Here is a 22,280-nt window from a genome sequence, read left to right as displayed (position 1 = left end):
GCGCAGTGCTGAACGGCCGTCCTGCGCGCGCGGCCCGGCGGGCAGCTCCGGTGCGCCCACCCGTGGATCAGGCGGACGCTTCCAGGACCGCGGGCAGCCGCTCGGCGACCTGGTCGGCGAGCCGTTCGAAGGCCGGTTGCAGCAGCGGGGCGGCGGCCCTGGCGAGGCCGTGGAGCCGTAGCTGGGCGCGGTAGACGATGACGGTCCGGCCGTTCCAGGCGCGGATGCGGATGTCGTCGGTCGCGGTGACCGTTCGGTTCTCGCCGACGAACACCAGCCGGTCCGGCTGGTACCGGGCGAGGCGGTAGGCGAGCCGGGTGCGACGTCCCCGGAACCGGGAGACGTTGAGCCAGCGGGCGCCCTCGGCCAGTGGGCCGTCGTCCAGCCGCACACAGCTCTCGGTGCCGGGGTCCCAGTGGGGTGTGTTGCCGAAGTCCGCGAGGTACCGCAGGACTTGGTCGGCCGGCCGGGTGACGGTGATGCTGCGTTCGACGGTGACCATCGGGTGCTCCTTCCGGGCGGGCATGGGGGGGCGCCGACCGCCCCCACGGGGTTCGGAGCCGCGGCCCGTCCGGATGGCCCGGAACGGGGAGCCGCCGCGACCGGCCGGGGGCAGCCGGGACCGCGGCGGGGTCAGTCAGCGAGCAACTGCTCGATCCGGTCGAGTGCTTCGGCCAGGTCGCGGGGGCGCAGCGTGCCGGGAGGGCGGCGCGTGCCCGCCCAGCCCGGTCCGGCGGCCAGCACGACCGGCCGGGTCCGGGATCCGCGGCCGCCCCAGGCCGTCCCGGCGACCCGGGCGGCCAGGGCCCGGTCGGCGGTCTGCCGGGCCTGCGACCAGAGCAGGACCGCGGACGGGCCGGTGCGGCGGACCGCCTCCAGCAGCGCCTCGGGCGGCACCGCAGGCCCGAACATCCGGAACGGCAGCCCCCGGTCGGCGAGCCCGGCGGCGACCGCTTCCAGCGGGAGGGCGTGCAGTTCGGCGGGCATGCCCGCGAGCATGACGGGCGGACCGGTGCGGGCGGGGGTGGCACCGGGGCGGTCGGCGATCCTGCGCAGGGCGGTGGAGACGTGCCAGGACAGCAGGTGCTCGACCTCGACGTACCGTTCGCCCTCGACGGACCACTTGCGGCCCGCCGCCCGCAGGGCCGGCATCATCACCTCGGTCCAGGCGGCCACCGGGCCCAGGTCGTCCACGGCCTGGCGCAGGATCAGTGCCATCTGCGGGGCGTCGAGGCGGACGGCGGCCCGGGCCAGTCCCCGGCACTCGGGTCGGACCGGGCCGACCGGCAGGGTGTTGCCGCCGCCGGGGGGATGGCTCGCGGCGCCCGTCGTCCCGTCGGCGTCGTCGGCGGCCCGGGCGGCGGCGTCCGGGTCACCGGCCTGGCCGCTGCGGGCCAGCCGGGCGGCCTCGCCCGGCGGGACCCCGCGTGCGGTGAGGCGGCACATCGCCTCCAGCACGGAGACGTCCTGCGGGCTCCAGCGGCGGTGGTGGCCCTCCTCGCGCCGGGCCGGGCCGATGCCGTAACGGCGTTCCCACGAGCGGATGGTGGTGGGTGAGACGCCGAGCCGGCGGGCCACGCCACCGGTGCTGAGACCGGCCTCGGCGAGCGGTGGGGCAGCTGCGGGTTCGGACACGGACGGGAGCCTACGTCCGGTACGGCCCGGTGCCGCGACCGGCGCGCCCACGGGATCACCATCCCGCGATGCGGCCGACCGCGAAGCCGAGGCAGCTGACCACCAGCACGGCGATGACCAGCAGCGGGATCCAGCCCGGCCAGGCGGTGTGGAGTTCGACGGACTCCGGGGTGGAGATCCCGGCGCAGGTGGAGGCCTCGCACTCCGGGGTCTCGGTGGGTACGGGCCGCGCGGCGGGCAGGACCGGCACGGACGGGGGAACGGTGGCGGCCATGGTCTCCTCCAGGTGGCTTCCGTGGCGCGGGGGTCGTCTTCGGCGGGGGTGCCGGCCCGGGGCGGGCCCCGGCGGAGGTGTCAGCGGGGGGTGTCAGCGGTGTTGGAGCCGGGCGAGGCGCCGCATGGTCACGGTGAGTGTGAGGGCCGCTGCGGAGGCCGGTATCCCGGCGGCCATGCAGAGGGCGCCGGCGCCGGTGGACGCGGCGAGGACGGCCGCGGCGAGGGCCGGCGCCCGGGGCCGTTCGGCGAGCCGCCGCAGCGGGCCCGCCGGCCGGGCGAGCAGGCGGTCGGGTCTCGGGTCCGCACGGCGCAGCCCCGCTTCGAGGCGGTCCAGGACTCGTCGTTCCTCGGTGGTCAGCGGCGTGATCAGCGGCGTGGTCACGGCGTTCGCACCTCCTCGGGTGGCGGTCCGGTTCCAGCATCGCCCGGGCGTGCCGCGGAGGGCTGCTCGCAGCGTTTGTGCATCAGCCCCGGCGCGAAGGGCCGAGGGGGTGGTGATGCGGCGGCCCCCGGCGCGGCCGCGTGCCGTGCGCCGGGGGCCGCCGGGTGGGGTACCCGGGTCAGATCTGCCGGTCGGGGTCGGAGAAGGTGAGGCCGCCCACGGCGGCGGGCCGCTCGGCGGCGGCCCACAGCTGCGAGTCCTCCACGCCGGGCGGCTGCCGGAAGTCGGCGCCCTGCTCGACCGGGAGCAGCCGGGCTGCGGTGGCCTGGGCGGGGAGCGGGGCGTCCGTGGCGGATTCGGAGAAGGCGGGCAGCCCGAGGCTGCGGCGGTCAGGGGTCATGATCGCCAGTGTGACATGCTCCGCTCGCCTCCGGGCGCGGGGCACCCCGGTTCGGGGTCGATCCCGGTCGGCGGTCCGTCGCACCGGGATCCGCCGGGAGGCGCTTCGCCGAACGGCGTTACGGGCGGGCGGAGTCCGGCCGGAGTCGGCCGAATTCGGGTGCACGGGGTGCGCGGCGCTGGCAGCATGCGGGCCATGACCTCGTCCGATGTTGCTCGTGATGCCCTGCAAGGCCTGGCCCTCGGCGATGCGTTCGGGGAGCGGTGGTTCCCGCTGTTCCGTTCGCCGCAGGAGGCGTTCGAGTCGATCCGGGAGCGCCGGACGCCCGCCGAGTCGCCGTGGCACTGGACGGACGACACCGCCATGGCGTTGTCGGTGTACGGGGTGCTGACGGCGCACGGCGCGGTGCACCAGGAGCTGTTGGCGGAGGCGTTCGGGGTGACCTACCTGGCGGACGTCGGCCGGGGGTACGGGCACGGCATGCACCGGCTGCTGCCCCGGCTGGCCGAGCGGCCCGCCGGGTGGCGGACCGAGGCCCGCGGTCTGTTCGGGGGTGAGGGCAGTCTCGGCAACGGGGCGGCGATGCGGGTGGCGCCGTTGGGCGCCTGGTTCTGCGAGGACCTGGAGGAGGCCGCCGAGCAGGCCGTGTTCTCGGCGGAGGTCACGCACGCCCGTCCGGAGGGTGTCGCGGGCGCGGTGGCCGTCGCGGTGGCGGCGGCGCTCGCGGCCCGCAGCCGCAACCGGCCGGCGCCGTCCGGGGCGGAGCTGCTGGCCGAGGTGGCGGGTCGGACGCCCGCCGGGCCGGTCCGGGACGGCCTGCGGACGGCGGCCGGGCTGCCCGCGGACACCGAGCCGTGGCGGGCCGCCGACGTCCTGGGCAACGGCAGTCGGATCCGGGCGGGTGACACCGTGCCCTTCGCGCTCTGGTCGGCGGCGTGGCATCTGGACAGCCTCACCGATGCGCTGTGGACCACGGCGGAGGGGCTCGGTGATGTCGACACCACCTGCGCGATCACCGGTGGCACGGTCGCCGCCCGCACCGGTCTGGCCGGGGTCCCCACGGCGTGGCTGACCCGGCGCGAGCCGCTGCCGGACTGGGTCGAGCAGGCTTGACCCGGGCACCCGACCGGCGCTCACCGGGCCGCGGGTAACCTGCGCAGCGAACCCGTACCGGGCACGCACCACCGCCGGGCACGCACCACCGCCGGGCGACCAGCACTCGGTGCCCGGCGCGACGGTAGGGGCGAGGACCCGGCACTATGCCCGCAGTATTCAGGCAGAGGAGAACAGAGTCATGGCAGAGCCCCTGATCGTCGCGGTCGCCGGCCGGACGCCGGAGGTCGACCCGACCGCCTTCGTGGCCCCCAACGCGGTGGTGGCGGGGTCGGTCAGCCTCGCGGCGGGGGTGAGCGTCTGGTACGGCGCGGTGCTGCGCGGCGACGCCGAGGCCATCACGGTGGGCGCCGGCACCAACATCCAGGACAACTGCACCGTGCACAGCGACCCCGCGTTCCCGGCCGTACTCGGCGAGCGGATCACGGTGGGCCACAACGCGGTCCTGCACGGCTGCACGGTGGAGGACGACGTGCTGATCGGGATGAGCGCCACCGTGCTGAACGGGGCCCGGATCGGCGCCGGTTCGCTGGTGGCGGCGGGTGCGGTGGTGCCGCAGGGCATGCAGGTGCCGCCCGGTTCGCTGGTGGCGGGGGTCCCGGCGAAGGTGCGGCGCGAGGTCACCGAGGAGGAGCGGGCCGGTATCAAGGCCAACGGCGAGGGCTACCTGCTGCTCGCCCGCGCGCACGCCGACATCGCCCCGCAGAACGGCTGAACCCCACTGGACGGCCGACGCCCCGCAGGACGGCTGACGTCGCACCGGCAGCGGCCGGCCACCGGTGGCAGCGCCCCGTACGCGCTCCCGCCGGTGGCAGCGCCCGTACCGGTCAGGACTCCTGCGGGCGGCCCGGGCCCATCGCCTCCCCCGCCCGGCGGCCCGCGCGGCGGACCCGCGAGGCCAGCACCAGGTAGCAGAGCAGCGCGCCCGCGGTCGGGGCGAGCCCGGGCAGCGGGTACTCGCCGCGGACCAGGGAGACCACGGCGAGCACGACCAGCAGCAACGCGAGGACCGTCCAGCCGAGTTGGAGCAGCGCGGAGACCGCGCTGGCCGCCCCCGGCGGGCCGGGGGCGCCGACGGCCCGCCGGAAGCCGAGCGCCGCGAGCCCGCACAGCGGCGCACTGACGCCGGCGGCCACGGCGCCGGCCGTGCTCCACGGTCCGCCCACCAGGACGGCCGCGACCGCGGCCACCGCCAGCAGCACGCCCGCCTCGGTGTACGCCCGAGCCGCCGCCCGGTACCGGGTGGCCTGCTGCGGGGTGGCCGCCGCCGGCCCGGCCGGGTGGACCGCCGTGCGCGGCGTCGGGCCCCGCCGGGGCATGCCGCGCAGCGCGGCGCGCGACCGCCGCAGGGCCGCCGCGCCCTCGGCGGGGCGTTTGAGGGCGTACAGGGTGGAGCTGAGCTGGACGAGGGCCCGCACCTCGGCGGCGCGGTCCCCGTTCCGCCGGGCGATCGTCACGGACTCGTGGCGGGCCGCGAGGGCCTCGCGGTGCTGTTCGGCGGGCAGGGCCCGGCCGAGGCTACCCAGTGCGGCGCCGAGCGCGGACGCCTCGTCCGTGTCGCGGGCGGCCTGCACCGCCCGGGTGAGGACGTCGACGGCCTCCTCGCGACGCTCCAGCGAGGTCAGCGCCGCCCCGAGGTCGGTCAGCGTCCGGGACAGCTCCGCCTGGTCGTGGCTGCGGGTGTGGAAGGCCGCCACCGGTTCGAGCGCGGCGACCTGCTGGGCCGGCCGGTCGAGGGTGCGCAGGGCTTCGGCGGCTTCGCCGAGCACCCCGTACCCGGCGAGCTCGTCCCCCAGGTCGAGCAGCCGTTCGGCGGCGTCGCGGAAGAACTCCAGCGCGTCCTGCGACGCGTCGCCGTGGTGCAGCGCCCTGGCGGTGAGGCCGAGCGTGACCGCGTGCTCGTGCTGGTCGTCGAGGCTGCGGAAGGCGTCGAAGGCGATGCCGAGGACGGCGGCCGCCTCGGTCGGCCGCCCCAGCAGATCGAGGCCGACCAGGCCGAGGTGGCGCAGGGCGACGGCGCTGCGCTGCTGGTCGCCGTCGGCCTCCGCGAGCTGCCGGGCCCGCCCGAGCTCCTTGGCGGCGGCCGGTCCGCTCCCCCGCGCGGCCAGCGCCAGCCCGGTGTGCAGGACGGCGGTGTACTCGGTCTGCCGGTCGCCGAGCCGGCGGGCGAACGCGGAGGCGCGCCGGCCCTCCCGGACGGCGACGCCGTACCGGCCGAGGCCGGTCCAGGCCGGGCAGAGTCCGGTCAGCGCGGTCATCGCCAGGGCCCAGTTCCTGGTCCGGCGGGCCTCCAGGGCCGCCTCGTGGTGGGCCGTCATCGCGTCCTGGTAGCGGCCCTGGGCGCAGCGGGCCCGCCCGAGCCTGCAGAGCGCGGCCATCTCCGCGGGGCGGTCGCCGTGTTCGCGGGCGACGGCGAGGGTGGTCTCGGCCGCCTGGACCAGGTCGTCGAGGTGGTGGCCGTGTGCGAGGAACGGTTCGATGGCCGTCGCGAGGTCGACGACGGCCGCAAGGTCGATCGGGCGATCGGCGGCGGTCGCCGGGCGGCCGGGCCCGGGTGCCCGGCGCAGCAGGGCCATCAGGTTGCGGTGCTCGGCGTCCAGCCAGGCCAGCGCCTGCGCCCGGTCGGCGAAGACGAAGGCGCCGGCGCCGGTGCCGTCGGGACCGGTGTCGGGGCGCAGGCGGGCGCAGGCCGCGCGGGCGGTGGCCAGGTAGTGGTCGGCCAGGCGGCCAAGGGCCTCCGGCTCCTGCGTCTCCGACGGGTCGGCGGGGACGGCGGGGCTCCAGCGGGGTGCGGGACCGGTCCGGTGGACCAGGGCGGCCCGGTGGAGGGCGTCGAGGTCGGCCGCGGTGGCGGCGTCGGGGGTGTCGGCGAGGCGGGCGGCCGCCTCGGTGGACAGGTCGGGGCCGGGGTTGAGGTCGAGCAGCCGCAGCAGCCGGGCCTGCCGGTCGGTCAGTCCGGCGAGGGCGAGGCGGTGGACGGCGTCGCGGTGCTGTCGGGCGGTGTCCGCGCCGGTGACCCCGGTGACCCCGGTGACCCCGGTGACCCCGGTGGCGCTGGTGGCGCTGGTGGCGCTGGCGACCCCGGTGGCGCCGCGGGTGGCCGGGCAGAGTTCGCGGGCGGTCTCCGCGAGGGGCCGGCCGGTCCGGGCCGCGGTAATCGCGGCGAGCCGCACGGCGGACGGGAGGCGCCGGCAGACCTCGGCGAGCCGCCGGGCGGCCGGATCGTCGGACACGGGCGCGGACACGGACACGGACACTGGCGCGGACGCTGCGGACGCGGGCCCGGCGGGGTGTGGGTGGCGGTGCAGGATCCGCCGGACGAGCTCGCTCGCGTCCCCGATCGGGAGGGCGTCCAGCGGGTACGCGGTGCCGGGGTGGCCGGTGGCGCTGCGGGCCGTGACCAGGACGCCGGCGGTGCCCCGGGCGGGGAGCAGCGGTGTGAGCTGGTCGGCCGTCGCGTCGTCCAGCAGGAGCAGCAGGCGGCGGCCGTGCGCGGCGTACGCGGCGAGGGCGGTGTGCAGCAGGGCGGCGCGTTCGCCGTGGCCGGCGGGGATCAGGGCGGGTGGCAGGCCGAGGGTGCGCAGCAGGGTGTCGAGCGCCCGGGCGGGTTCGACGCGGTGGCGGTCCGAGGAGCCGTGCAGGCGGGTGGCGAGGATCCCGCCCGGGAAGTGGTCGGCGGTGTCCGGGGCGTGGCAGAGCCGCCGGGCCAGCTCGGTCTTTCCGGTACCGGCCGGGCCGGTGAGGGTGAGCGGCGGTGCGGTGGGCTCCGCCAGGGCGGCCCGGGCGGCGGCGAGCTCGCCGTCCCGGCCGGTGAAGTCCGGGTCGGGCCGGGTCCAGGACGGCGGCTCGACGGTGGCGGGGAGGCGCAGGGCGAAGCGTCTGCCTCCGACGTGGCCGTGGCACGGTACGCCCTCGCGTTCCCGGCCGGTCCGGGACCAGTCCGATGTGTCCATCCACGCCCCCAGCGGTCCGCTACGATCAGCCCAAATGTAGTGATTCATTGCCGACTTGACGCTATGTCAGATTCTCCGTCGGGCCCGTCGGCGGGATCCAGCGGCCGTCCCCCGACCAATACCCAGCTGAGATGAACGCACCCTCGAACACCCTTCATTTCCGCGAGGGCCATTCCTCCTGTCGTCCTGACATCAGGACCGCGGGCGGGCGGGTGCGCGATACTGGATCCCCACCCTGCCGCCCCTGCCGATGCGGAGTCGCGATGCCGCCCCTCGCCGAGCTGATCAGAGTCGACCGGTCCAGCCCGATCCCGCTCTACTTCCAGGTCGCCGAGCGGCTGGAGGCGCTGATCACCTCGGGCGAGCTGCCCGCCGGGGCGCGGCTGGACAACGAGGTCTCGCTGGCCGGGGAGCTGGGCCTGTCCCGGCCGACCATGCGGCAGGCGATCCAGCACCTGGTGGACAAGGGGCTGCTGGTCCGCAAGCGCGGGGTCGGCACCCAGGTGGTGCACACCCGGGTGCGCCGGCAGGTCGAGCTGACCAGCCTGCACGACGACCTGGTCCGCGACCACCGCAGACCGCGCACCGAGGTGCTGCGGCTGGCCCGGGTGGAGGCCGCCGAGGAGGTGGCGGCCGCGCTGCAGGTGGCCCCGGGTGCGCCGGTGTGGGAGCTGGAGCGGCTGCGCTTCGCGGACGGGGAGCCGCTGGCCCTGCTGCGCAACCACCTGCCGGTCGGCCTGTGCCCGCTGAGCGAGGAGACGCTGTCGCGCAGCGGGCTGTACGAGGAGTTGCGCGCGGCGGGGGTGCGGCTGGGCGCGGCCGAGCAGTCGATCGGCGCCCGGCGGGCGTCCGCGGCCGAGGCGCGGCTGCTGGGCGAGAGCCGGGGGGCGCCGCTGCTGACCATGCGGCGTACGGCGTACGACGTGCAGGGCCGTCCGGTGGAGCACGGGAGCCATCTGTACCGGCCCACGCTCTACTCGTTCGAGTGCACCCTGCTGGCTCGCTGACCGACTGTCACCAGTGCTGTCCCCGTTGCCCGTAGACGGGCGGCGGGTGCTCCGTGCGCAGTGCGAAATCGACGCAAAAGCGCCTCAATATGACCGGTCAGTATGTCTTGACATACTGACCTACCAATACCAATCTTGTGGCACTCGAGCGCCCCATCCGTAGCGCCGCCCGACCCTCGCGGCGCCGACGCACCATCAGGCCGACCACGCACCACCGCTGGACCACCGCCCGGACCACCGCTGGACCACCGCTGGAACCCTGACCGCCCGGGACCGTCCCGGCCCGACCGACCCACGTTCGAGCCATCCCCGGACGCCGCTCCGTCGAACCCTCCTTCACCGGCCCGCGCCCAGCCGCGCGCCGTATCCCACCCTCGGAGGCAGTGCCATGACCCACCCGCGGACCCCCGACGCCGACCGCTCCCCCACCCGCCGCAGGCGTACCCGTACCGGGCCGTTGCTCACCGCCGCGGCCGCGGCCGCCGTCCTGCTGCTGGCCGCCGCGTGCAGCGGGCCGGCCGGCGGGAGCAGTACCGCCTCCGGCAGCGCGCCCGCGCCGGTGCCCGCCTCCGGCTCCGGCCCGCTGCACGTCACCGTCATCACCCACGCCGGTCCGGGCGACGCGTTCTGGAGCGTGGTCAAGAACGGCGCGACCGACGCCGGCAAGCAGCTGGGCGTCCAGGTCGACTACGCCTCCGACCCCGATCCGGCGGGCCAGGCCAAGCTCATCGACAACGCCGTCGCCCAGCACGTCGGCGGCCTGGTGGTGTCGATGGCCAACCCGGACGCGCTGCAGACCGCCGTCAAGGCCGCCGTCGCGGCGGGGATCCCGGTGGTCACGGTCAACTCCGGTTCGGCCCGCAGCGTGGAGTTCGGCGCCGTCGGCCACGTCGGCCAGGAGGAGACGGTGGCCGGGCAGGGCGCCGGCGGGAAGCTGAAGGGCCAGGGGCTGCACAAGGTGCTCTGCGTCATCCACGAGGCCGGGAACATCGGCCTCACCCAGCGGTGCGACGGCGCGAAGCAGGGCTTCGGCTCCGACGTGGTCAACCTCCAGGTGGACGCCAACAACCCCACCGACACGCTCTCCCGGATCCGCGGCGCGCTCCAGGCCGACCCCGCCGTCGACGGGGTGCTCACCCTCAACGCGCAGGTCGCCGCGCAGGCCGTGGACGCGGTCAAGGCGGTCGGCTCCAAGGCCCAGGTGGCGACCTTCGACGTCAACCCGGACGTCCTGGCGGCCATCAAGGCCGGCACCGTCTCCTTCGCGGTCGACCAGCAGCAGTACCAGCAGGGATATCTGCCGGTCGTGATGCTGAAGCTGTACCACGACAACGGCAACACCCTCGGCGGCGGCCACCCGGTGCTCACCGGCCCGGCCTTCGTCGACAAGTCCAACGTCGACCAGGTGACCGCGTACGCGGCCCGGGGCACCCGGTGAGCCGGCCGCCCGAGGCGGCGGCCGCCGTGGCCGCCGCCCCGGCCGGCCCGCCGGGCGCCGCCGCGACCGGTCCGGGACGGCGGGTCGGGGCCGGGATGCTCCACCGCCTGGTGGTCCGGCCGGAGTTGGGCGCGGCGCTGGGCGCCCTGCTGGTGTTCGGGTTCTTCTCCACCATCACCGGGCAGTTCCTCAGCCCGCTCGGCGCGGCGACCTGGCTGGACGACTCGGCGACCCTCGGGATCGTGGCCGTCGCGGTCGCACTGCTCATGATCGGCGGCGAGTTCGACCTGTCGGCCGGGGTGATGACGGCCTCCACGGCGCTGGTCACCTCGCTGCTCGCGGTCCGGCTCGGCTGGAACGTCTGGGCCGCGCTGCTGGTCTCGCTGCTGCTCGCCCTCGCGGTCGGCGCCCTGAACGGCTGGCTGGTGATGCGCACCGGGCTGCCGAGCTTCATCGTCACGCTCGGCTCGTTCCTGGCACTGCAGGGCCTCAACCTCGGGGTGACCCGGGCCGTCACCGGCACCGTGCAGGTCAGCGGTATGCGGGCGACGGACGGCTACACCTCGGCCGGTTCACTGTTCGCCTCCACCATGGACCTGGGCGGGACCGTCTTCCCGACCTCGATCGTCTGGTGGCTCGGCGTCACGGCGGTCGCCTCGGTGGTGCTGGTCCGCACCCGCCTCGGCAACTGGATCTTCGCGGTCGGCGGTTCGGCGCCCAGCGCCCGCCAGGTCGGCGTCCCGGTGCAGCGCACCAAGATCCTGCTGTTCATGACCACCTCGGCCGCGGCCTGGCTGGTCGGCAGCATCAACCTGCTGCGGTACACCACCGTGCAGGCCAACCAGGGGGTGGGGCTGGAGTTCCAGTACATCATCGCCGCGGTGATCGGCGGCTGCCTGATGACCGGCGGCTTCGGCTCGGCGGCCGGGGCGGCGATCGGCGCGCTGATCTTCGGCATGGCCCGCCAGGGCATCGTCTTCGCCCGCTGGAACAGCGACTGGTTCATGCTCTTCCTCGGCCTGATGCTGATCTCGGCCGTGCTGGTCAACAACACCTTCCGCCGCCGCGCCGAACGGGCCCGCCGATGACCGGGGAGACTCCGATGAGCAGGCAGACGCCGATGACCGACGACCAGCCGGTGCCCGCGGAGAACCCGGTGTCCGCGCGGACGCCCCTGCTGGAGGCCAGATCCGTCGGCCGGACGTACGGCAGCGTCAGCGCCCTCGACGGGGTGAGCGTCGCCGTGAACGCCGGTCAGGTCACCTGCGTGCTGGGCGACAACGGGGCCGGCAAGTCCACCCTGATCAAGATCCTCTCCGGCGCGCACCAGCACACCAGCGGCGAACTGCTGCTGGACGGGCGGCCGGTCCGCTTCGGCTCGCCGCGCCAGGCGCTGGACCGCGGCATCGCCACGGTCTACCAGGACCTGGCCGTCGTCCCCCTGATGAGCGTCTGGCGCAACTTCTTCCTGGGCTCCGAGCCGGTGCGCCGGTACGGGCCGGTACGGCTGCTGGACCGGCGCACCGCGCGGGAGACCGCCCGCAGCGCGCTGGCCGAGATGGGCATCGAACTGGCCGACGTCGAACAGCCGGTCGGCACCCTGTCGGGCGGGCAGCGCCAGTGCGTGGCCATCGCCCGGGCGGTCCACTTCGGCGCCCGGGTGCTGATCCTGGACGAACCGACAGCCGCGCTCGGCGTCCGGCAGGCCGGGGTGGTGCTGCGCTACGTCGCCCAGGCCAGGGACCGGGGCCTGGGCGTCGTCCTGATCACCCACAACCCGCACCACGCCCACCCGGTCGGCGACCGGTTCCTGCTGCTCCAGCGGGGCCGCAGCCTGGGCTGCTTCGAGAAGGCCGACATCTCGCTCGCCGAGCTCACCCGGCAGATGGCCGGCGGCGCCGAACTCGACGCCCTCGCGCACGAGTTGCGCACCGACGCCGCAGACCCCGGCTGACCGCCGGGCCCGCCCGCCCGCTCCACCCGGCTCCCTCCGGTCCTCCCTGCACATCCCGACGAAAGGCCCACCCATGCGTGTCGGTCTCCTCGGTACAGGCCGCATCGGCCTCTTCCACGCCTCGACCCTCGCCCACCACCCGGCCGTCACCGAACTGCTGCTCGCCGACGCCGACCCGGCCCGCGCCCGGGACGCGGCCGCCCGGCTCACCGGCGGCGCCGCCCGCACCGGTGCCGCCGAGGTCACCGCGCTCGCCACCGTCGAGGCGGTGCTCGCCGCCCGCCCGGACGCGGTGGTCGTCGCCACCGCCACCGACGCCCACGCCGACCTGATCGTCCGGACCTCCCGCGCCGGGCTGCCGACGTACTGCGAGAAGCCGATCGCCGCCGACCTGGCGGGCACCATCCGGGCCCTGCGGGAGGTGGACCGCAACGGCACCGCGCTGCAGATGGGGTTCCAGCGCCGCTTTGACGCCGGTTACACCGCCGCCCGCGCCGCCTACCGCTCCGGCGAGCTCGGCTTCGTGCACACCCTGCGGACGGTGACCGCCGACCCGGCGCCCCCGCCGGCCGGCTACCTGCCCACCTCCGGCGGCCTCTACCGGGACTGCCTGGTGCACGACTTCGACGCCGTCCGCTGGGTGACCGGCCGGGAGATCCTCCAGGTGTACGCGACCGGCTCCAACCGCGGCGAGCCGTTCTTCTCCGACGCGGGCGACGTCGACACCGCCGCCGCGCTGCTCACCCTCGACGACGGCACCCTGGTCAGCTGCACCGGCACCCGATACAACGGCGCCGGGTACGACGTCCGGATGGAGGTCAGCGGCAGCCTGGGCCAGATCACCGCCGGCCTGGACGGGCGCACCCCGCTCACCTCGGCCGAACCCGCCGGGCCCGCCGCGCCCGAGCAGCCGTGGCCCGACTTCCTCAGCCGCTTCCACGACGCCTACCTCGCCGAACTCGACGTCTTCCTGGACGTCGCCCGCGGCCGCCGACCGAGCCCCTGCACCGGCCACGACGCGCTGGAGGCGCTGCTCGCCGCCGAGGCCTGCGAGCTGTCCCGGGCGCTCGGCTCGCCGGTCGCCGTCGACAGCGTCCGCTCGGCCGCGGCCCTGCGGGCCCTGCCCGCGCAGGAGGCCGCCCGATGACCGGACAGCCGACGGCCGGACAGCCGACGGCCGTGCAGCCGACGCCCGGGCAGCCGGCCCCCACTCGACTGCGCGCCCGGATCGCGGCCGCGCCGATCTCCTGGGGCGTGTGCGAGGTCCCCGGCTGGGGCCACCAGCTGTCCGCCGGGCGGGTCCTCGCCGAGATGGCCGGACTCGGCCTGGCCGCCACCGAGTTCGGCCCGGACGGCTTCCTGCCCGCCGACCCGCCCGAACGGGCCGCCACCCTGCGCTCGTACGGGCTGGCCGCGGTGGGCGGCTTCGTCCCGGTCGTCCTGCACGAGCCCGGACACGACCCGCTGCCTGCCGTGCGGACCGCGCTCCGCGCGCTGGCCGGCTGCGGCGCCCGCACCCTGGTGCTGGCCGCAGCCACCGGCCGGGACGGCTACGAGCAGCGGCCCGCCCTGGACGCCGCCGGCTGGCACACCCTGCTCGCCAACCTCGCCGGGATCGTCGCGCTGGCCGCCGCGGAGGGCGTCACCGCCGCCCTCCACCCGCACATCGGGACCATGGTCGAGCGCCCCGAGGAGGTCCGGCGCGTCCTGGACGGCGGTGACGCACCGCTCTGCCTGGACACCGGCCACCTGCTGGCCGGCGGTACCGACCCGGTCGACCTGGCCCGCCGCGCCGCCGACCGGATCGCCCACGTCCACCTCAAGGACGTCGACGCCGGGGCCGCCGCCCGGGTCAGGTCCGGCGAGGTCGGCTACGCCGCTGCCGTCGCCGCCGGGCTGTACCGGCCGCTCGGGCAGGGCGACGTGGACATCGCCGTGCTGGTCCCGCTCCTGGAGCGGTCCGGCTACCGCGGCTGGTACGTGATGGAGCAGGACACCGTGCTCACCGGCGAGCCCGCCCCCGGTACCGGCCCGGTCGCGGACGTCCGGACGGGCCTGGACTACCTGCTCGCCCTGGAACCCGAGGGGACACCGGCCGGATGAACCGCCCCCACGACCTGATCACGCTGGGCCGGGTCGGCGTCGACCTCTACCCCCAGCAGACCGGGGTGCCGCTCGCCGAGGTGGAGACCTTCGCCCGCTCGCTCGGCGGCACCGCGACCAACGTGGCCGTCGCCGCCGCCCGCCACGGCCTGCGCACGGCGGTCGCCACCGGCGTCGGCGACGACCGCTTCGCCCCGTACGTGCGCACCGCGCTGCGGCGCTTCGGCGTCGACGACAGCCAGGTGGTGACGGTGCCCGGCCGGCAGACCCCGGTGGTGTTCTGCGAGATCCACCCCCCGGACGACTTCCCGATCCTGTTCTACCGCTCGCCGATCGCCCCCGACCAGTGCCTGACCTGCGAGGACCTCGACCTCGCGGCCTTCGCCCGGGCCCGGATGATCTGGATCACCGGCGGCGGCCTGGCCGTCGAACCGTCCCGGACCACCACCCTGGAGGCGGCGGCGCTGCGCGCGCCCGACGCCGACACCGTGCTCGACCTGGACTGGCGGCCCTCGTTCTGGGCCCGGCCCGAGGACGCCAGGCACTGGTACGCGCGGGCGCTGGAGCTGTCCACCGTCGCCGTCGGGAACCTGGACGAGGCCAAGGTCGCCGTCGGAACCTGCGACCCCGACAAGGCCGCCGACCTGCTGCTGGCGCGCGGGGTCCGGCTGGCCGTCATCAAGCAGGGCCCGAACGGCGTGCTGGCCCGCACCCCCACCGAGGAGGTGGTGGTCGAGCCGGTCACCGTCCGGGTGGTCAACGGTCTCGGCGCGGGCGACGCCTTCGGCGGCGCGCTGGCCGCCGGGCTGCTCGCCGGCCGGCCGCTGCGGGAGGTGATCGAGACCGCCAACGCCGCCGGCGCGCTGGTAGCCGGGCGGCTCGCCTGCGCCGACGACATGCCCGAGCCGCACGAGGTGACCGAGCTGCTCTGGCGCAACGCCCGGCGCCACCCCGAGGACCCGCCGCTGTCCGTACCGCCGCGCGCCTTCACCCTGGCCGCCCACCGCCCCCGGGACGTGAGCCTGTGACCGCCGACCCCGGCCCGCTCGCCCTGGCCGCCCGCCACCGCCCCGACCTGGCCCGGCTGACGGAGCTCCGGGCGACCAACCCGGGCGCCGTCGCCGAGGCGCTGCTGCTACGCCCGCGCTTCGACCGGGCGGCGCTGGCCCGGCCGCTGTTCGTGCTGGCCGCCGACCATCCGGCGCGCGGGGCGCTGGCCGCCGGCGGCCACCCGACCGCGATGGGCGACCGCCACGAACTGCTCGGCCGCTGCGTCGAGGCGCTCGCCCGCCCGGGCGTGGACGGGTTCCTCGGCACCGCCGACCTGGTGGAGGACCTCGCCCTGCTCGGCGCGCTCGACGGCAAGCTGGTGCTCGGCTCGATGAACCGCGGCGGGCTGCCCGGCGCCGCCTTCGAGCTCGACGACCGCTTCACCGGCTACGACGCCCGCGGCATCGCCGAGGCGGGCCTGGACGGCGGCAAGCTGCTGCTGCGCCTGGACCCCGGCGACCACGGCACCGCCGCCACCCTGGAGAGCGCGGCGCACGCCGTCGACCAGCTGAACGAGCGCGGGCTGATCGCCATGGTCGAGCCGTTCAGCTCCCGCCGGGAGGGCGACCGGGTGGTCAACCGGCTCACCGCGGACGACCAGATGTGGGCCAACAACATCGCCCAGGGCCTCGGCCGCACCACCGCCCACACCTGGCTCAAGGTGCCGGTGGTCGAGGACATGGAGCGGATGATGGCCTCGACCACCCTGCCCGCGATGCTGCTCGGCGGCGAGGGCGGCGGCGACCGCGACGCGCTGTTCGCATCGTGGCGACGGGCCCTGCGGATCCCCCAGATCCGCGGTCTGATGATCGGCCGCACCCTGCTCTACCCGCCGGACGGCGACGTCGCGGGCGCCATCGACACCGCCGTCTCGCTGCTGGAGCGCTGACCGGCACCCACCCCGCCACTCCCGACACCCCCGACACCCCCGAGGAGACCCCGTGCCCGCGGACCCGCCCGGCCCCGCCCCCGTACGGCTGCACCTGCCCGACGGGTCCGCCGCCCGCGACGGCTACCGCTGCCGGATCGACCCGGCGACGGCCGGCTGGACCTACACCTCGCTGCGGATCCTCGACCTGGCGCCCGGCGCCTCCCGGACCTTCGACACCGGGGACAGCGAGTGGATCGTGCTGCCGCTGTCCGGCTCGGCCCACGTCACCTGCGACGGCCGGACGCTGGAGCTGCACGGGCGGCCCGACGTGTTCTCCGCGGTCAGCGACTTCGCCTACCTGCCGCGCGACGGCCGGGCCACCGTCGCCAGTGCGGCCGGTGGACGGTTCGCCCTCACCGGGGCCCGGTGCGAGCGGCGGCTGGCCTTCCGTCACGGACCGGCCGACCGGGTCCCGGTGGAGATCCGCGGCGCCGGGAGCAGCACCCGGCAGGTCAACAACTTCGCCGGGGTGGACGCCTTCGCCACCGACCGGCTGATCGCGGTCGAGGTGCTCACCCCGGCCGGGAACTGGTCCTCGTACCCGCCGCACCGGCACGACCGGGAACGCCCGGGCGAGGAGAGCCGGTTGGAGGAGATCTACTGGTTCACCATCGCCGACTCCCCCGCCGGTGCGCCCGGCACCGGCTACCACCGGGTCTACCCGTCCGGGGAGCGCACCCGTTCGGAGGTGCTCGCCGAGGTCCGCACCGGCGACGCGGTCCTGGTCCCCGACGGCTACCACGGGCCGTCGATGGCGGCCCCCGGCTACGACATGTACTACCTCAACGCGATGGCCGGTCCCGGCGCCGCCCGGGCCTGGCTGATCTGCGACGACCCGGCGCACGCCTGGGTCCGGCGGACCTGGCCCGGACAGGCCCCGGACCCGCGGCTGCCGATGTGCACCGCACCCGCACCCGCACCCGCACCCGCACCCGCACCGACGGAAGGCCCCGAGCGATGACCGCCGCCAGTCCCGAGGCACCCGAGCCGCCCGCGGCGCCCGGCGCCACCGTCCGGCTGACCACCGCCCAGGCGCTGGTGCGCTTCCTCGCCCACCAGTTCACCGAACGCGACGGCCACCGGCAGCGGCTGATCGCGGCCTGCTGGGGCATCTTCGGCCACGGCAACGTGGCGGGCCTCGGGCAGGCGCTGCGGCAGGCCGGGCAGGACGGCCCGGACGGCATGCCGTTCCTGCAGGGCCGCAACGAGCAGGCGATGGTGCACGCCGCCGTCGGTTTCGCCCGCCAGCGCGGCCGGGCCGCCACCCACGCCGTCACCACCTCGATCGGGCCCGGCGCGACCAACCTGGTCACCGGCGCCGCCCTGGCCACCGTCAACCGGCTGCCGGTCCTGCTGCTGCCCGGCGACGTCTTCGCGACCCGCCCCGCGGACCCGGTGCTGCAGCAGCTGGAGTCGCCGTCCTCGGGCGATCTGACGGTCAATGACGCGCTGCGTCCGGTGTCCCGTTACTTCGACCGGATCTGGCGGCCGGAGATGCTGATCGACGCGGCGCTGCACGCCGTACGGGTGCTGACCGACCCGGTGGACACGGGCGCGGTGACGCTCGCCGTCCCGCAGGACGTCCAGGCCGAGGCGTACGACTGGCCGGCCGAGTTCTTCGCCGACCGGGTCTGGCGGCCGCGCCGGCCGCAGCCGGACGCCGGGGAGCTGGCCCGTGCCGCCGAGCTGATCAGGGGTGCCCGCCGGCCGCTGCTGGTGGCGGGCGGCGGTGTCCACCACAGCGGGGCCGAGCGGGCGCTGGCCGCGCTGGTCGAGGCGACCGGACTGCCGGTCGCCGAGACGCAGGCCGGCAAGGGCTCGCTGCCCTGGGACCACCCCGCGCAGCTCGGTGCGGTCGGCCACACCGGCACCACCGCGGCCAACGACGCCGCCGGGCGGGCCGACCTGGTGATCGGTGTCGGCACCCGCTGGACCGACTTCAGCACCGCGTCCGCCACCCTGTTCGGCGCGCCGGGCGTGCGCTTCGTCAACCTCAACATCGCCGCACCGGACGCCCACAAGCTGGCCGGCGAGCCGCTGGTGGCCGACGCCCGCAGCGGGTTGGAACAGCTGACCGCACAGCTGGCCGGCCACCGGGTCGACCGGGAGCACCGGGAGCTGTGCGCGGCCTCGGCGCGGGCCTGGCAGCGCCTGGTCGACCGGGCGTACCACGCCCCGGACCCGGCGGCCCGGCCCACCCAGACCCAGCTGCTCGGCGTGCTCCAGGAGACCCTCGGCGAACGCGACGTGCTGGTCAACGCGGCCGGTTCGCTCCCCGGTGACCTGCACCGGCTGTGGCGGGCCCGCGATCCGCGGCAGTACCACGTCGAGTACGGCTACTCCTGCATGGGGTACGAGATCCCGGCGGCGCTCGGTGTCCGGCTGGCGGACCCCGACCGGGAGGTGTTCGCGCTGGTCGGCGACGGCACGTACCTGATGATGCCGACGGAGCTGGTCACCGCCGTCCAGGAGCACATCAAGATCATCCCGGTGCTGGTGCAGAACCACGGCTACGCCTCGATCGGCGCTCTCTCCGAGGCGGTCGGCGCGGAGCGCTACGGCACGGCGTACCGCTACCGGGCCCCGGACGGCGGCTACACCGGCGACCCGCTGCCGGTCGACCTGGCGGCCAACATGGCCAGCCTCGGCCTGGACGTCCTGCGGGCCGACACGGTCGAACAGCTCCGCGCCGCCCTGCGGGCCGCGCGTGCCGCCGACCGTCCCACCGCGGTGTACGTCGAGACCGCGCCGGCCGCCGCCCCGGCGCCCGACGGCGCCCCGGCCTGGTGGGAGGTCCCGGTCGCGGAGGTCTCCACCCTCGAGTCCACCGCGCAGGCCCGCCGGGCCTACGACGACGGGAAGCGGCGGCAGCGGCGGCACCTGTGACCCCGCCCGCCGGGGGGCGGGCGGGGTCACAGGTGGCGTGGGGCGGGGTCAGGGGTTGAGCGTCCACTTCTGGTTGCCGCCGCCGGTGCAGGTCCAGATCTGGGTGGGGGTCGAGTCGGCGGGGTTGTTGCCGGTGACGTCCAGGCACTTGTCGGCGGGCACGTTGACCACGTCGTGGCTGGTCGCGTTGTACGACCAGCGCTGGGCGCCGGTGCCGTTGCAGTCCCACAGCTGCACCTTGGTGCCGTCGGCGGTGTTGCCGCCCGAGACGTCCAGGCACTTGCCGAGCGCCCGGATGGTGCCGTCCCCGCCGACCGTCCAGCGCTGGGCGGGGGTGCCGTTGCAGGTGTAGAGCTGGACCGGGGTGCCGTTGGCGGTGTTGGCGGCGGCCACGTCCAGGCACTTGCCGGCCAGGCCGGTGAGGGAGCCGCCGGCCGGTGCGGTGGAGCCGGTGGTCACCCGGACGTAGTCCACCACCAGTTGCTGCGGGAAGGCGGTGGAGCCGTCCGGGTCGCCGGGCCAGTAGCCGCCGACGGCCAGGTTGAGGATGATGAAGAACGGCTTGTTGAACACCCAGCTGCGGCCGCCGAGATCGGCCGGGGTGCGGCGCTGGTAGACGTTGCCGTCGACCGACCAGCTGATCGAGTCGGGGGCCCAGTCGACCGCGAAGGTGTGGAACGCGTCGGCGAACGCCTGGCCGGCGGGGAGGTTGTAGCCCGCGCCGATGCCGCCGCTGCCGGAGTACCCGGGTCCGTGGATGGTGCCGTGCACGGCGCCGGGCTCGAAGCCGACGTTCTCCATCACGTCGATCTCGCCGCTGTTCGGCCAGCCCACCTGGCCGATGTCGTCGCCCAGCATCCAGAACGCGGGCCACATGCCCTGTCCGCGCGGGATCTTCATCCGGGTCTCGACGTGCCCGTAGGCCTGGGCGAACCGGCCCGAGGTGTTCAGCCGCGCCGAGGTGTACTGGCAGCTGCCGTACCAGCACTGGTAGTTGGCCGGATTCTCGCGGCGGGCGGTGATCACCAGGTGGCCCTGACCGTCCAGCGCGGCGTTGGCGTTGCCCGCGGTGTAGTACTGGCGCTCGTGGTTGTTGACGTTGTCCCCGGTCTCGGTCTGCCACCGGCCGGAGTCGACGCCGGCCCCGGCCGGGCCGTCGAAGTTGTCCTCGAAGTTCACTGCTTGAACAGGGAGCGGCGCCGCCGACACCGGCGCCGGGGCCCAGCTGAGGGCGGCGAGCAGAGCCAGGACCACCCCGAGAGTGGCCGCGAGCGAGTGTCGATGTATCGATGAAGGCATGCGAAGACCGCCTTGAATGCGGGTTGGTGGGTGTCGGCCCGCCCGTGGCGTCGACCGAATGGGGGCACCCCGGCCAAAGGCCCGCCGGCCGGGTGGATGGGTGGCCCGGCCGGGACCTTTCTTCACGAAGTGAACTCTCCTGACGAAACCCTGTCAATGACTTGGACACACCGGCCCGTTCGGCGCGGCGCCCGACGGTCCGTCAGCGGCCGTCAGGGTCCCTCAGGGCGCGCCCCCGCACCGCGGCGGCCCTCGACGGCCCGGGAGTCTCGACCTGGTCGTCGCGGCCGGTGAAGGCGGTGGAGGAGGCCGGCAGCCCGGACAGTGCGGCGGCGATCTCGGCGGGCAGCTGCACGGTGAGGTTCCGGCCCTGCACCACGGTGTTGAGGAAGATCCCGCCGGAGACCGTGTTGGCGACCGTCGCGCCGCCGGTGGGGTGGGGGCCGGCCGGGGCGGTCACCGGCCCTCCGTCGGGGTGCGGTCCTCCGTCGGGGTGCGGTCCTCCGGGGCCGGCGACGGGTTCGGGATCCCGCCGGGGCGCGGGTCGCGGGGCGCGGCGCCGAAGGAGGGTACGGCGATGACGCCCGCCTGCACCACGTGCCCGAGCTGGGACCCGCCGCTGATGGTATTGTACACCGCGCCCGCCACCGCGTCGGCCTGGTCGAGCCGGCGCAGCCGGTCGGAGACGGGCAGCCGGGCAGCGAGTCGCCGCAGTTCCTCGGCGAAGCCGGGGTCGCGTTCGGTGGCGTCGGCCAGCGAGTCCGCCAGCCGCCTCCGGGTGCGCTCCGACAGCTGCGGGTCGGGCGCCGAGGCCTCTTCGCGGGCCCGCTCCAGTGCCGGATCCGACCCGAGCCCGCGCGCGACCGCCTCGTACAACCGGCTTGTCCCGGCGGCGAGTTCCGGGTCCTGCTCGGTGTCGGCCGGCTCTTCCGCCCGCCCGTCGGCCGAACCGGCCTGGCGGACCAGCCAGGCGAACACGTACTCCACCGCGATCTGAACACCCGACACGACAGCTCCCCCTATGGTCTCCCCGACGTCGCCCTGTCCTATCGAAGCTCCGGGCGAACTGCCAAATCGGCGGCATCAATGGGCGGTGTCAGGGGGACGGTGGTTGCCGCAGCCCCTGGAGCAGCAGGTCGATCAGGCGGCGGGGGTCGTAGCGCGGGTCGCTGTCGCGGCCGATGCAGAGGTTGCCGATGCCGCGCATCAGCTCGTAGGCGTGTGTGCCGGGCCTGATCTCGCCGGCGTCGACGGCGGCGGCGAGCAGGTCGGAGCAGACGGGCACCAGGCGGTCGAGGAAGTAGGAGTGCAGCGCGTCGAAGCCGCTGTCCGCCTGCATGGTGTTGGCGAGGCCGTGTTTGGTGACCAGGAAGTCGACGAACAGGTCGACCCACTGGCGGAGCGCGGCGAGCGGGGAGGCATCGGCGGCGAGCAGGGTCGGTCCGGCCTCGGCGCAGGCCTCGACCTGGTGGCGGTAGACCGCGACGACGAGGTCCGCCCTGGCGGGGAAGTGGCGGTAGATCGTCCCGACGCCGACGCCGGCCCTGGCCGCGATCGCGCGGATCGGCGCGTCGATGCCGGAGGTGGCGAACACCTCGGCGGCCGCGGCGAGGAGCGCCTGCTGGTTGCGCTGCGCGTCGGCCCGCTTGCTGCGGCTCGACCCCTGCGCCGACTGACCTTCGATGGACACCGCGTTCTCCGTCCGGACGGTGATTGACTAAACGGAACGCCGTTCCGTATCGTATCTGGAACAAGGTTCCGCTTTGAGCTTAGCCGAAGCGCGCCCTCCCGTCCGCCTCACCCCGCCGCCGGCCGGTCACTACCGGCACCGCTGCCGCGGGAACGGAAAGGCT

The 22,280-nt window shown here is 75.7% G+C and carries 22 protein-coding genes; 12 read left to right on the top strand and 10 right to left on the bottom strand.

Annotated features, from left to right (window positions below; genetic code table 11):
• Window positions 1-67: 67 nt before the first annotated feature.
• From AB0D08_RS02425 to AB0D08_RS02405, 5 genes are all read right to left on the bottom strand, one after another.
• On the bottom strand, window positions 68-502 hold the full coding sequence (locus tag AB0D08_RS02425) for an SRPBCC family protein (protein ID WP_033825119.1): 435 nt from the start codon (window positions 500-502) through the stop codon (window positions 68-70).
• Between the two features lie 131 nt (window positions 503-633).
• Window positions 634-1,635, bottom strand: coding sequence for a MerR family transcriptional regulator (locus AB0D08_RS02420; protein WP_033825120.1), 1,002 nt, complete (start codon window positions 1,633-1,635; stop codon window positions 634-636).
• 55 nt (window positions 1,636-1,690) lie between these two features.
• Window positions 1,691-1,909 carry a hypothetical protein gene (locus tag AB0D08_RS02415; protein ID WP_033825121.1) on the bottom strand — a complete coding sequence of 73 codons (219 nt, stop codon included), beginning with the start codon at window positions 1,907-1,909 and terminating at the stop codon, window positions 1,691-1,693.
• Between the two features lie 93 nt (window positions 1,910-2,002).
• The gene (locus tag AB0D08_RS02410) at window positions 2,003-2,293 is read right to left on the bottom strand and encodes a DUF3040 domain-containing protein (protein WP_359886004.1); all 291 of its coding nucleotides are present in this window, start codon (window positions 2,291-2,293) and stop codon (window positions 2,003-2,005) included.
• A gap of 178 nt (window positions 2,294-2,471) precedes the next feature.
• Window positions 2,472-2,693, bottom strand: coding sequence for a hypothetical protein (locus AB0D08_RS02405; protein ID WP_359886003.1), 222 nt, complete (start codon window positions 2,691-2,693; stop codon window positions 2,472-2,474).
• A gap of 186 nt (window positions 2,694-2,879) precedes the next feature.
• Between AB0D08_RS02405 and AB0D08_RS02400 the strand changes: the two genes are divergently transcribed.
• Window positions 2,880-3,806: an ADP-ribosylglycohydrolase family protein gene (locus AB0D08_RS02400; RefSeq protein WP_359886002.1), complete on the top strand. Its 927-nt coding sequence runs from the start codon at window positions 2,880-2,882 to the stop codon at window positions 3,804-3,806.
• A 181-nt stretch (window positions 3,807-3,987) separates the two neighbouring features.
• Window positions 3,988-4,521, top strand: a complete 534-nt coding sequence (locus AB0D08_RS02395) for a gamma carbonic anhydrase family protein (RefSeq protein ID WP_033825125.1) — start codon at window positions 3,988-3,990, stop codon at window positions 4,519-4,521.
• Window positions 4,522-4,633: 112 nt separating this feature from the next.
• Here AB0D08_RS02395 and AB0D08_RS02390 read toward each other — a convergent pair whose 3' ends face one another.
• The gene (locus tag AB0D08_RS02390) at window positions 4,634-7,759 is read right to left on the bottom strand and encodes an AAA family ATPase (RefSeq protein WP_359886001.1); all 3,126 of its coding nucleotides are present in this window, start codon (window positions 7,757-7,759) and stop codon (window positions 4,634-4,636) included.
• Between the two features lie 263 nt (window positions 7,760-8,022).
• Between AB0D08_RS02390 and AB0D08_RS02385 the strand changes: the two genes are divergently transcribed.
• The 10 genes from AB0D08_RS02385 to iolD all read left to right on the top strand — a co-directional run bounded on the left by AB0D08_RS02385 (window position 8,023) and on the right by iolD (window position 19,128).
• A complete protein-coding gene (locus tag AB0D08_RS02385) occupies window positions 8,023-8,766 on the top strand; it encodes a GntR family transcriptional regulator (protein WP_033826139.1) in 744 nt (247 codons plus the stop codon).
• Between the two features lie 388 nt (window positions 8,767-9,154).
• Window positions 9,155-10,204 carry a sugar ABC transporter substrate-binding protein gene (locus AB0D08_RS02380; protein WP_359886000.1) on the top strand — a complete coding sequence of 350 codons (1,050 nt, stop codon included), beginning with the start codon at window positions 9,155-9,157 and terminating at the stop codon, window positions 10,202-10,204.
• Window positions 10,201-11,292 (top strand): ABC transporter permease, encoded by a 1,092-nt coding sequence (locus tag AB0D08_RS02375; protein ID WP_359885999.1) that lies wholly within the window; start codon window positions 10,201-10,203, stop codon window positions 11,290-11,292. The genes AB0D08_RS02380 and AB0D08_RS02375 overlap by 4 nt, the downstream gene beginning before the upstream one ends.
• Before the next feature lie 32 nt (window positions 11,293-11,324).
• Window positions 11,325-12,158, top strand: coding sequence for an ATP-binding cassette domain-containing protein (locus AB0D08_RS02370; RefSeq protein ID WP_051811522.1), 834 nt, complete (start codon window positions 11,325-11,327; stop codon window positions 12,156-12,158).
• A 73-nt stretch (window positions 12,159-12,231) separates the two neighbouring features.
• Window positions 12,232-13,305 carry a Gfo/Idh/MocA family oxidoreductase gene (locus AB0D08_RS02365; protein WP_359885998.1) on the top strand — a complete coding sequence of 358 codons (1,074 nt, stop codon included), beginning with the start codon at window positions 12,232-12,234 and terminating at the stop codon, window positions 13,303-13,305.
• The gene (locus AB0D08_RS02360) at window positions 13,302-14,261 is read left to right on the top strand and encodes a TIM barrel protein (RefSeq protein ID WP_359885997.1); all 960 of its coding nucleotides are present in this window, start codon (window positions 13,302-13,304) and stop codon (window positions 14,259-14,261) included. Before AB0D08_RS02365 ends, AB0D08_RS02360 begins: the two co-directional genes overlap by 4 nt.
• Complete coding sequence (gene iolC / locus AB0D08_RS02355) at window positions 14,258-15,289, top strand: 5-dehydro-2-deoxygluconokinase (RefSeq protein ID WP_082526157.1); 1,032 nt, start codon at window positions 14,258-14,260, stop codon at window positions 15,287-15,289. Before AB0D08_RS02360 ends, iolC begins: the two co-directional genes overlap by 4 nt.
• On the top strand, window positions 15,286-16,200 hold the full coding sequence (locus AB0D08_RS02350; RefSeq protein ID WP_359885996.1) for a deoxyribose-phosphate aldolase: 915 nt from the start codon (window positions 15,286-15,288) through the stop codon (window positions 16,198-16,200). The genes iolC and AB0D08_RS02350 overlap by 4 nt, the downstream gene beginning before the upstream one ends.
• Before the next feature lie 94 nt (window positions 16,201-16,294).
• The gene (gene iolB, locus AB0D08_RS02345; RefSeq protein ID WP_359886042.1) at window positions 16,295-17,203 is read left to right on the top strand and encodes a 5-deoxy-glucuronate isomerase; all 909 of its coding nucleotides are present in this window, start codon (window positions 16,295-16,297) and stop codon (window positions 17,201-17,203) included.
• Window positions 17,200-19,128 (top strand): 3D-(3,5/4)-trihydroxycyclohexane-1,2-dione acylhydrolase (decyclizing), encoded by a 1,929-nt coding sequence (gene iolD / locus AB0D08_RS02340; RefSeq protein WP_359885995.1) that lies wholly within the window; start codon window positions 17,200-17,202, stop codon window positions 19,126-19,128. Before iolB ends, iolD begins: the two co-directional genes overlap by 4 nt.
• A gap of 48 nt (window positions 19,129-19,176) precedes the next feature.
• Here the strand turns inward: iolD and AB0D08_RS02335 are convergent, their stop codons facing one another.
• From AB0D08_RS02335 to AB0D08_RS02320, 4 genes are all read right to left on the bottom strand, one after another.
• The gene (locus AB0D08_RS02335; RefSeq protein ID WP_359885994.1) at window positions 19,177-20,427 is read right to left on the bottom strand and encodes a family 16 glycosylhydrolase; all 1,251 of its coding nucleotides are present in this window, start codon (window positions 20,425-20,427) and stop codon (window positions 19,177-19,179) included.
• Window positions 20,428-20,629: 202 nt separating this feature from the next.
• A complete protein-coding gene (locus AB0D08_RS02330) occupies window positions 20,630-20,887 on the bottom strand; it encodes a hypothetical protein (RefSeq protein ID WP_359885993.1) in 258 nt (85 codons plus the stop codon).
• Window positions 20,884-21,435 carry a hypothetical protein gene (locus AB0D08_RS02325; protein ID WP_359885992.1) on the bottom strand — a complete coding sequence of 184 codons (552 nt, stop codon included), beginning with the start codon at window positions 21,433-21,435 and terminating at the stop codon, window positions 20,884-20,886. Before AB0D08_RS02325 ends, AB0D08_RS02330 begins: the two co-directional genes overlap by 4 nt.
• An 88-nt stretch (window positions 21,436-21,523) precedes the next feature.
• Window positions 21,524-22,117, bottom strand: a complete 594-nt coding sequence (locus tag AB0D08_RS02320) for a TetR/AcrR family transcriptional regulator (protein ID WP_033817755.1) — start codon at window positions 22,115-22,117, stop codon at window positions 21,524-21,526.
• Window positions 22,118-22,280: the final 163 nt, after the last annotated feature.

The sequence above is a fragment of the Kitasatospora sp. NPDC048540 genome (genome assembly GCF_040651175.1).
In the GTDB taxonomy this organism is placed as follows: Bacteria; Actinomycetota; Actinomycetes; order Streptomycetales; family Streptomycetaceae; genus Kitasatospora.
This window is presented reverse-complemented; position numbering and strand designations above follow the sequence as displayed.

What these genes read in the sequence shown, in the direction of transcription:
- iolD (WP_359885995.1), top strand. Translation starts at nt 17,200, where the DNA reads ATGACCGCCGCCAGTCCCGAGGCACCCGAGCCGCCCGCGGCGCCCGGC.
- AB0D08_RS02405 (WP_359886003.1), bottom strand. Translation starts at nt 2,693, where the DNA reads ATGACCCCTGACCGCCGCAGCCTCGGGCTGCCCGCCTTCTCCGAATCC.
- AB0D08_RS02380 (WP_359886000.1), top strand. Translation starts at nt 9,155, where the DNA reads ATGACCCACCCGCGGACCCCCGACGCCGACCGCTCCCCCACCCGCCGC.
- AB0D08_RS02415 (WP_033825121.1), bottom strand. Translation starts at nt 1,909, where the DNA reads ATGGCCGCCACCGTTCCCCCGTCCGTGCCGGTCCTGCCCGCCGCGCGG.
- AB0D08_RS02370 (WP_051811522.1), top strand. Translation starts at nt 11,325, where the DNA reads ATGACCGACGACCAGCCGGTGCCCGCGGAGAACCCGGTGTCCGCGCGG.
- AB0D08_RS02390 (WP_359886001.1), bottom strand. Translation starts at nt 7,759, where the DNA reads ATGGACACATCGGACTGGTCCCGGACCGGCCGGGAACGCGAGGGCGTA.
- AB0D08_RS02335 (WP_359885994.1), bottom strand. Translation starts at nt 20,427, where the DNA reads ATGCCTTCATCGATACATCGACACTCGCTCGCGGCCACTCTCGGGGTG.
- AB0D08_RS02400 (WP_359886002.1), top strand. Translation starts at nt 2,880, where the DNA reads ATGCGGGCCATGACCTCGTCCGATGTTGCTCGTGATGCCCTGCAAGGC.
- AB0D08_RS02385 (WP_033826139.1), top strand. Translation starts at nt 8,023, where the DNA reads ATGCCGCCCCTCGCCGAGCTGATCAGAGTCGACCGGTCCAGCCCGATC.
- AB0D08_RS02425 (WP_033825119.1), bottom strand. Translation starts at nt 502, where the DNA reads ATGGTCACCGTCGAACGCAGCATCACCGTCACCCGGCCGGCCGACCAA.
- AB0D08_RS02395 (WP_033825125.1), top strand. Translation starts at nt 3,988, where the DNA reads ATGGCAGAGCCCCTGATCGTCGCGGTCGCCGGCCGGACGCCGGAGGTC.
- AB0D08_RS02365 (WP_359885998.1), top strand. Translation starts at nt 12,232, where the DNA reads ATGCGTGTCGGTCTCCTCGGTACAGGCCGCATCGGCCTCTTCCACGCC.
- iolC (WP_082526157.1), top strand. Translation starts at nt 14,258, where the DNA reads ATGAACCGCCCCCACGACCTGATCACGCTGGGCCGGGTCGGCGTCGAC.
- AB0D08_RS02360 (WP_359885997.1), top strand. Translation starts at nt 13,302, where the DNA reads ATGACCGGACAGCCGACGGCCGGACAGCCGACGGCCGTGCAGCCGACG.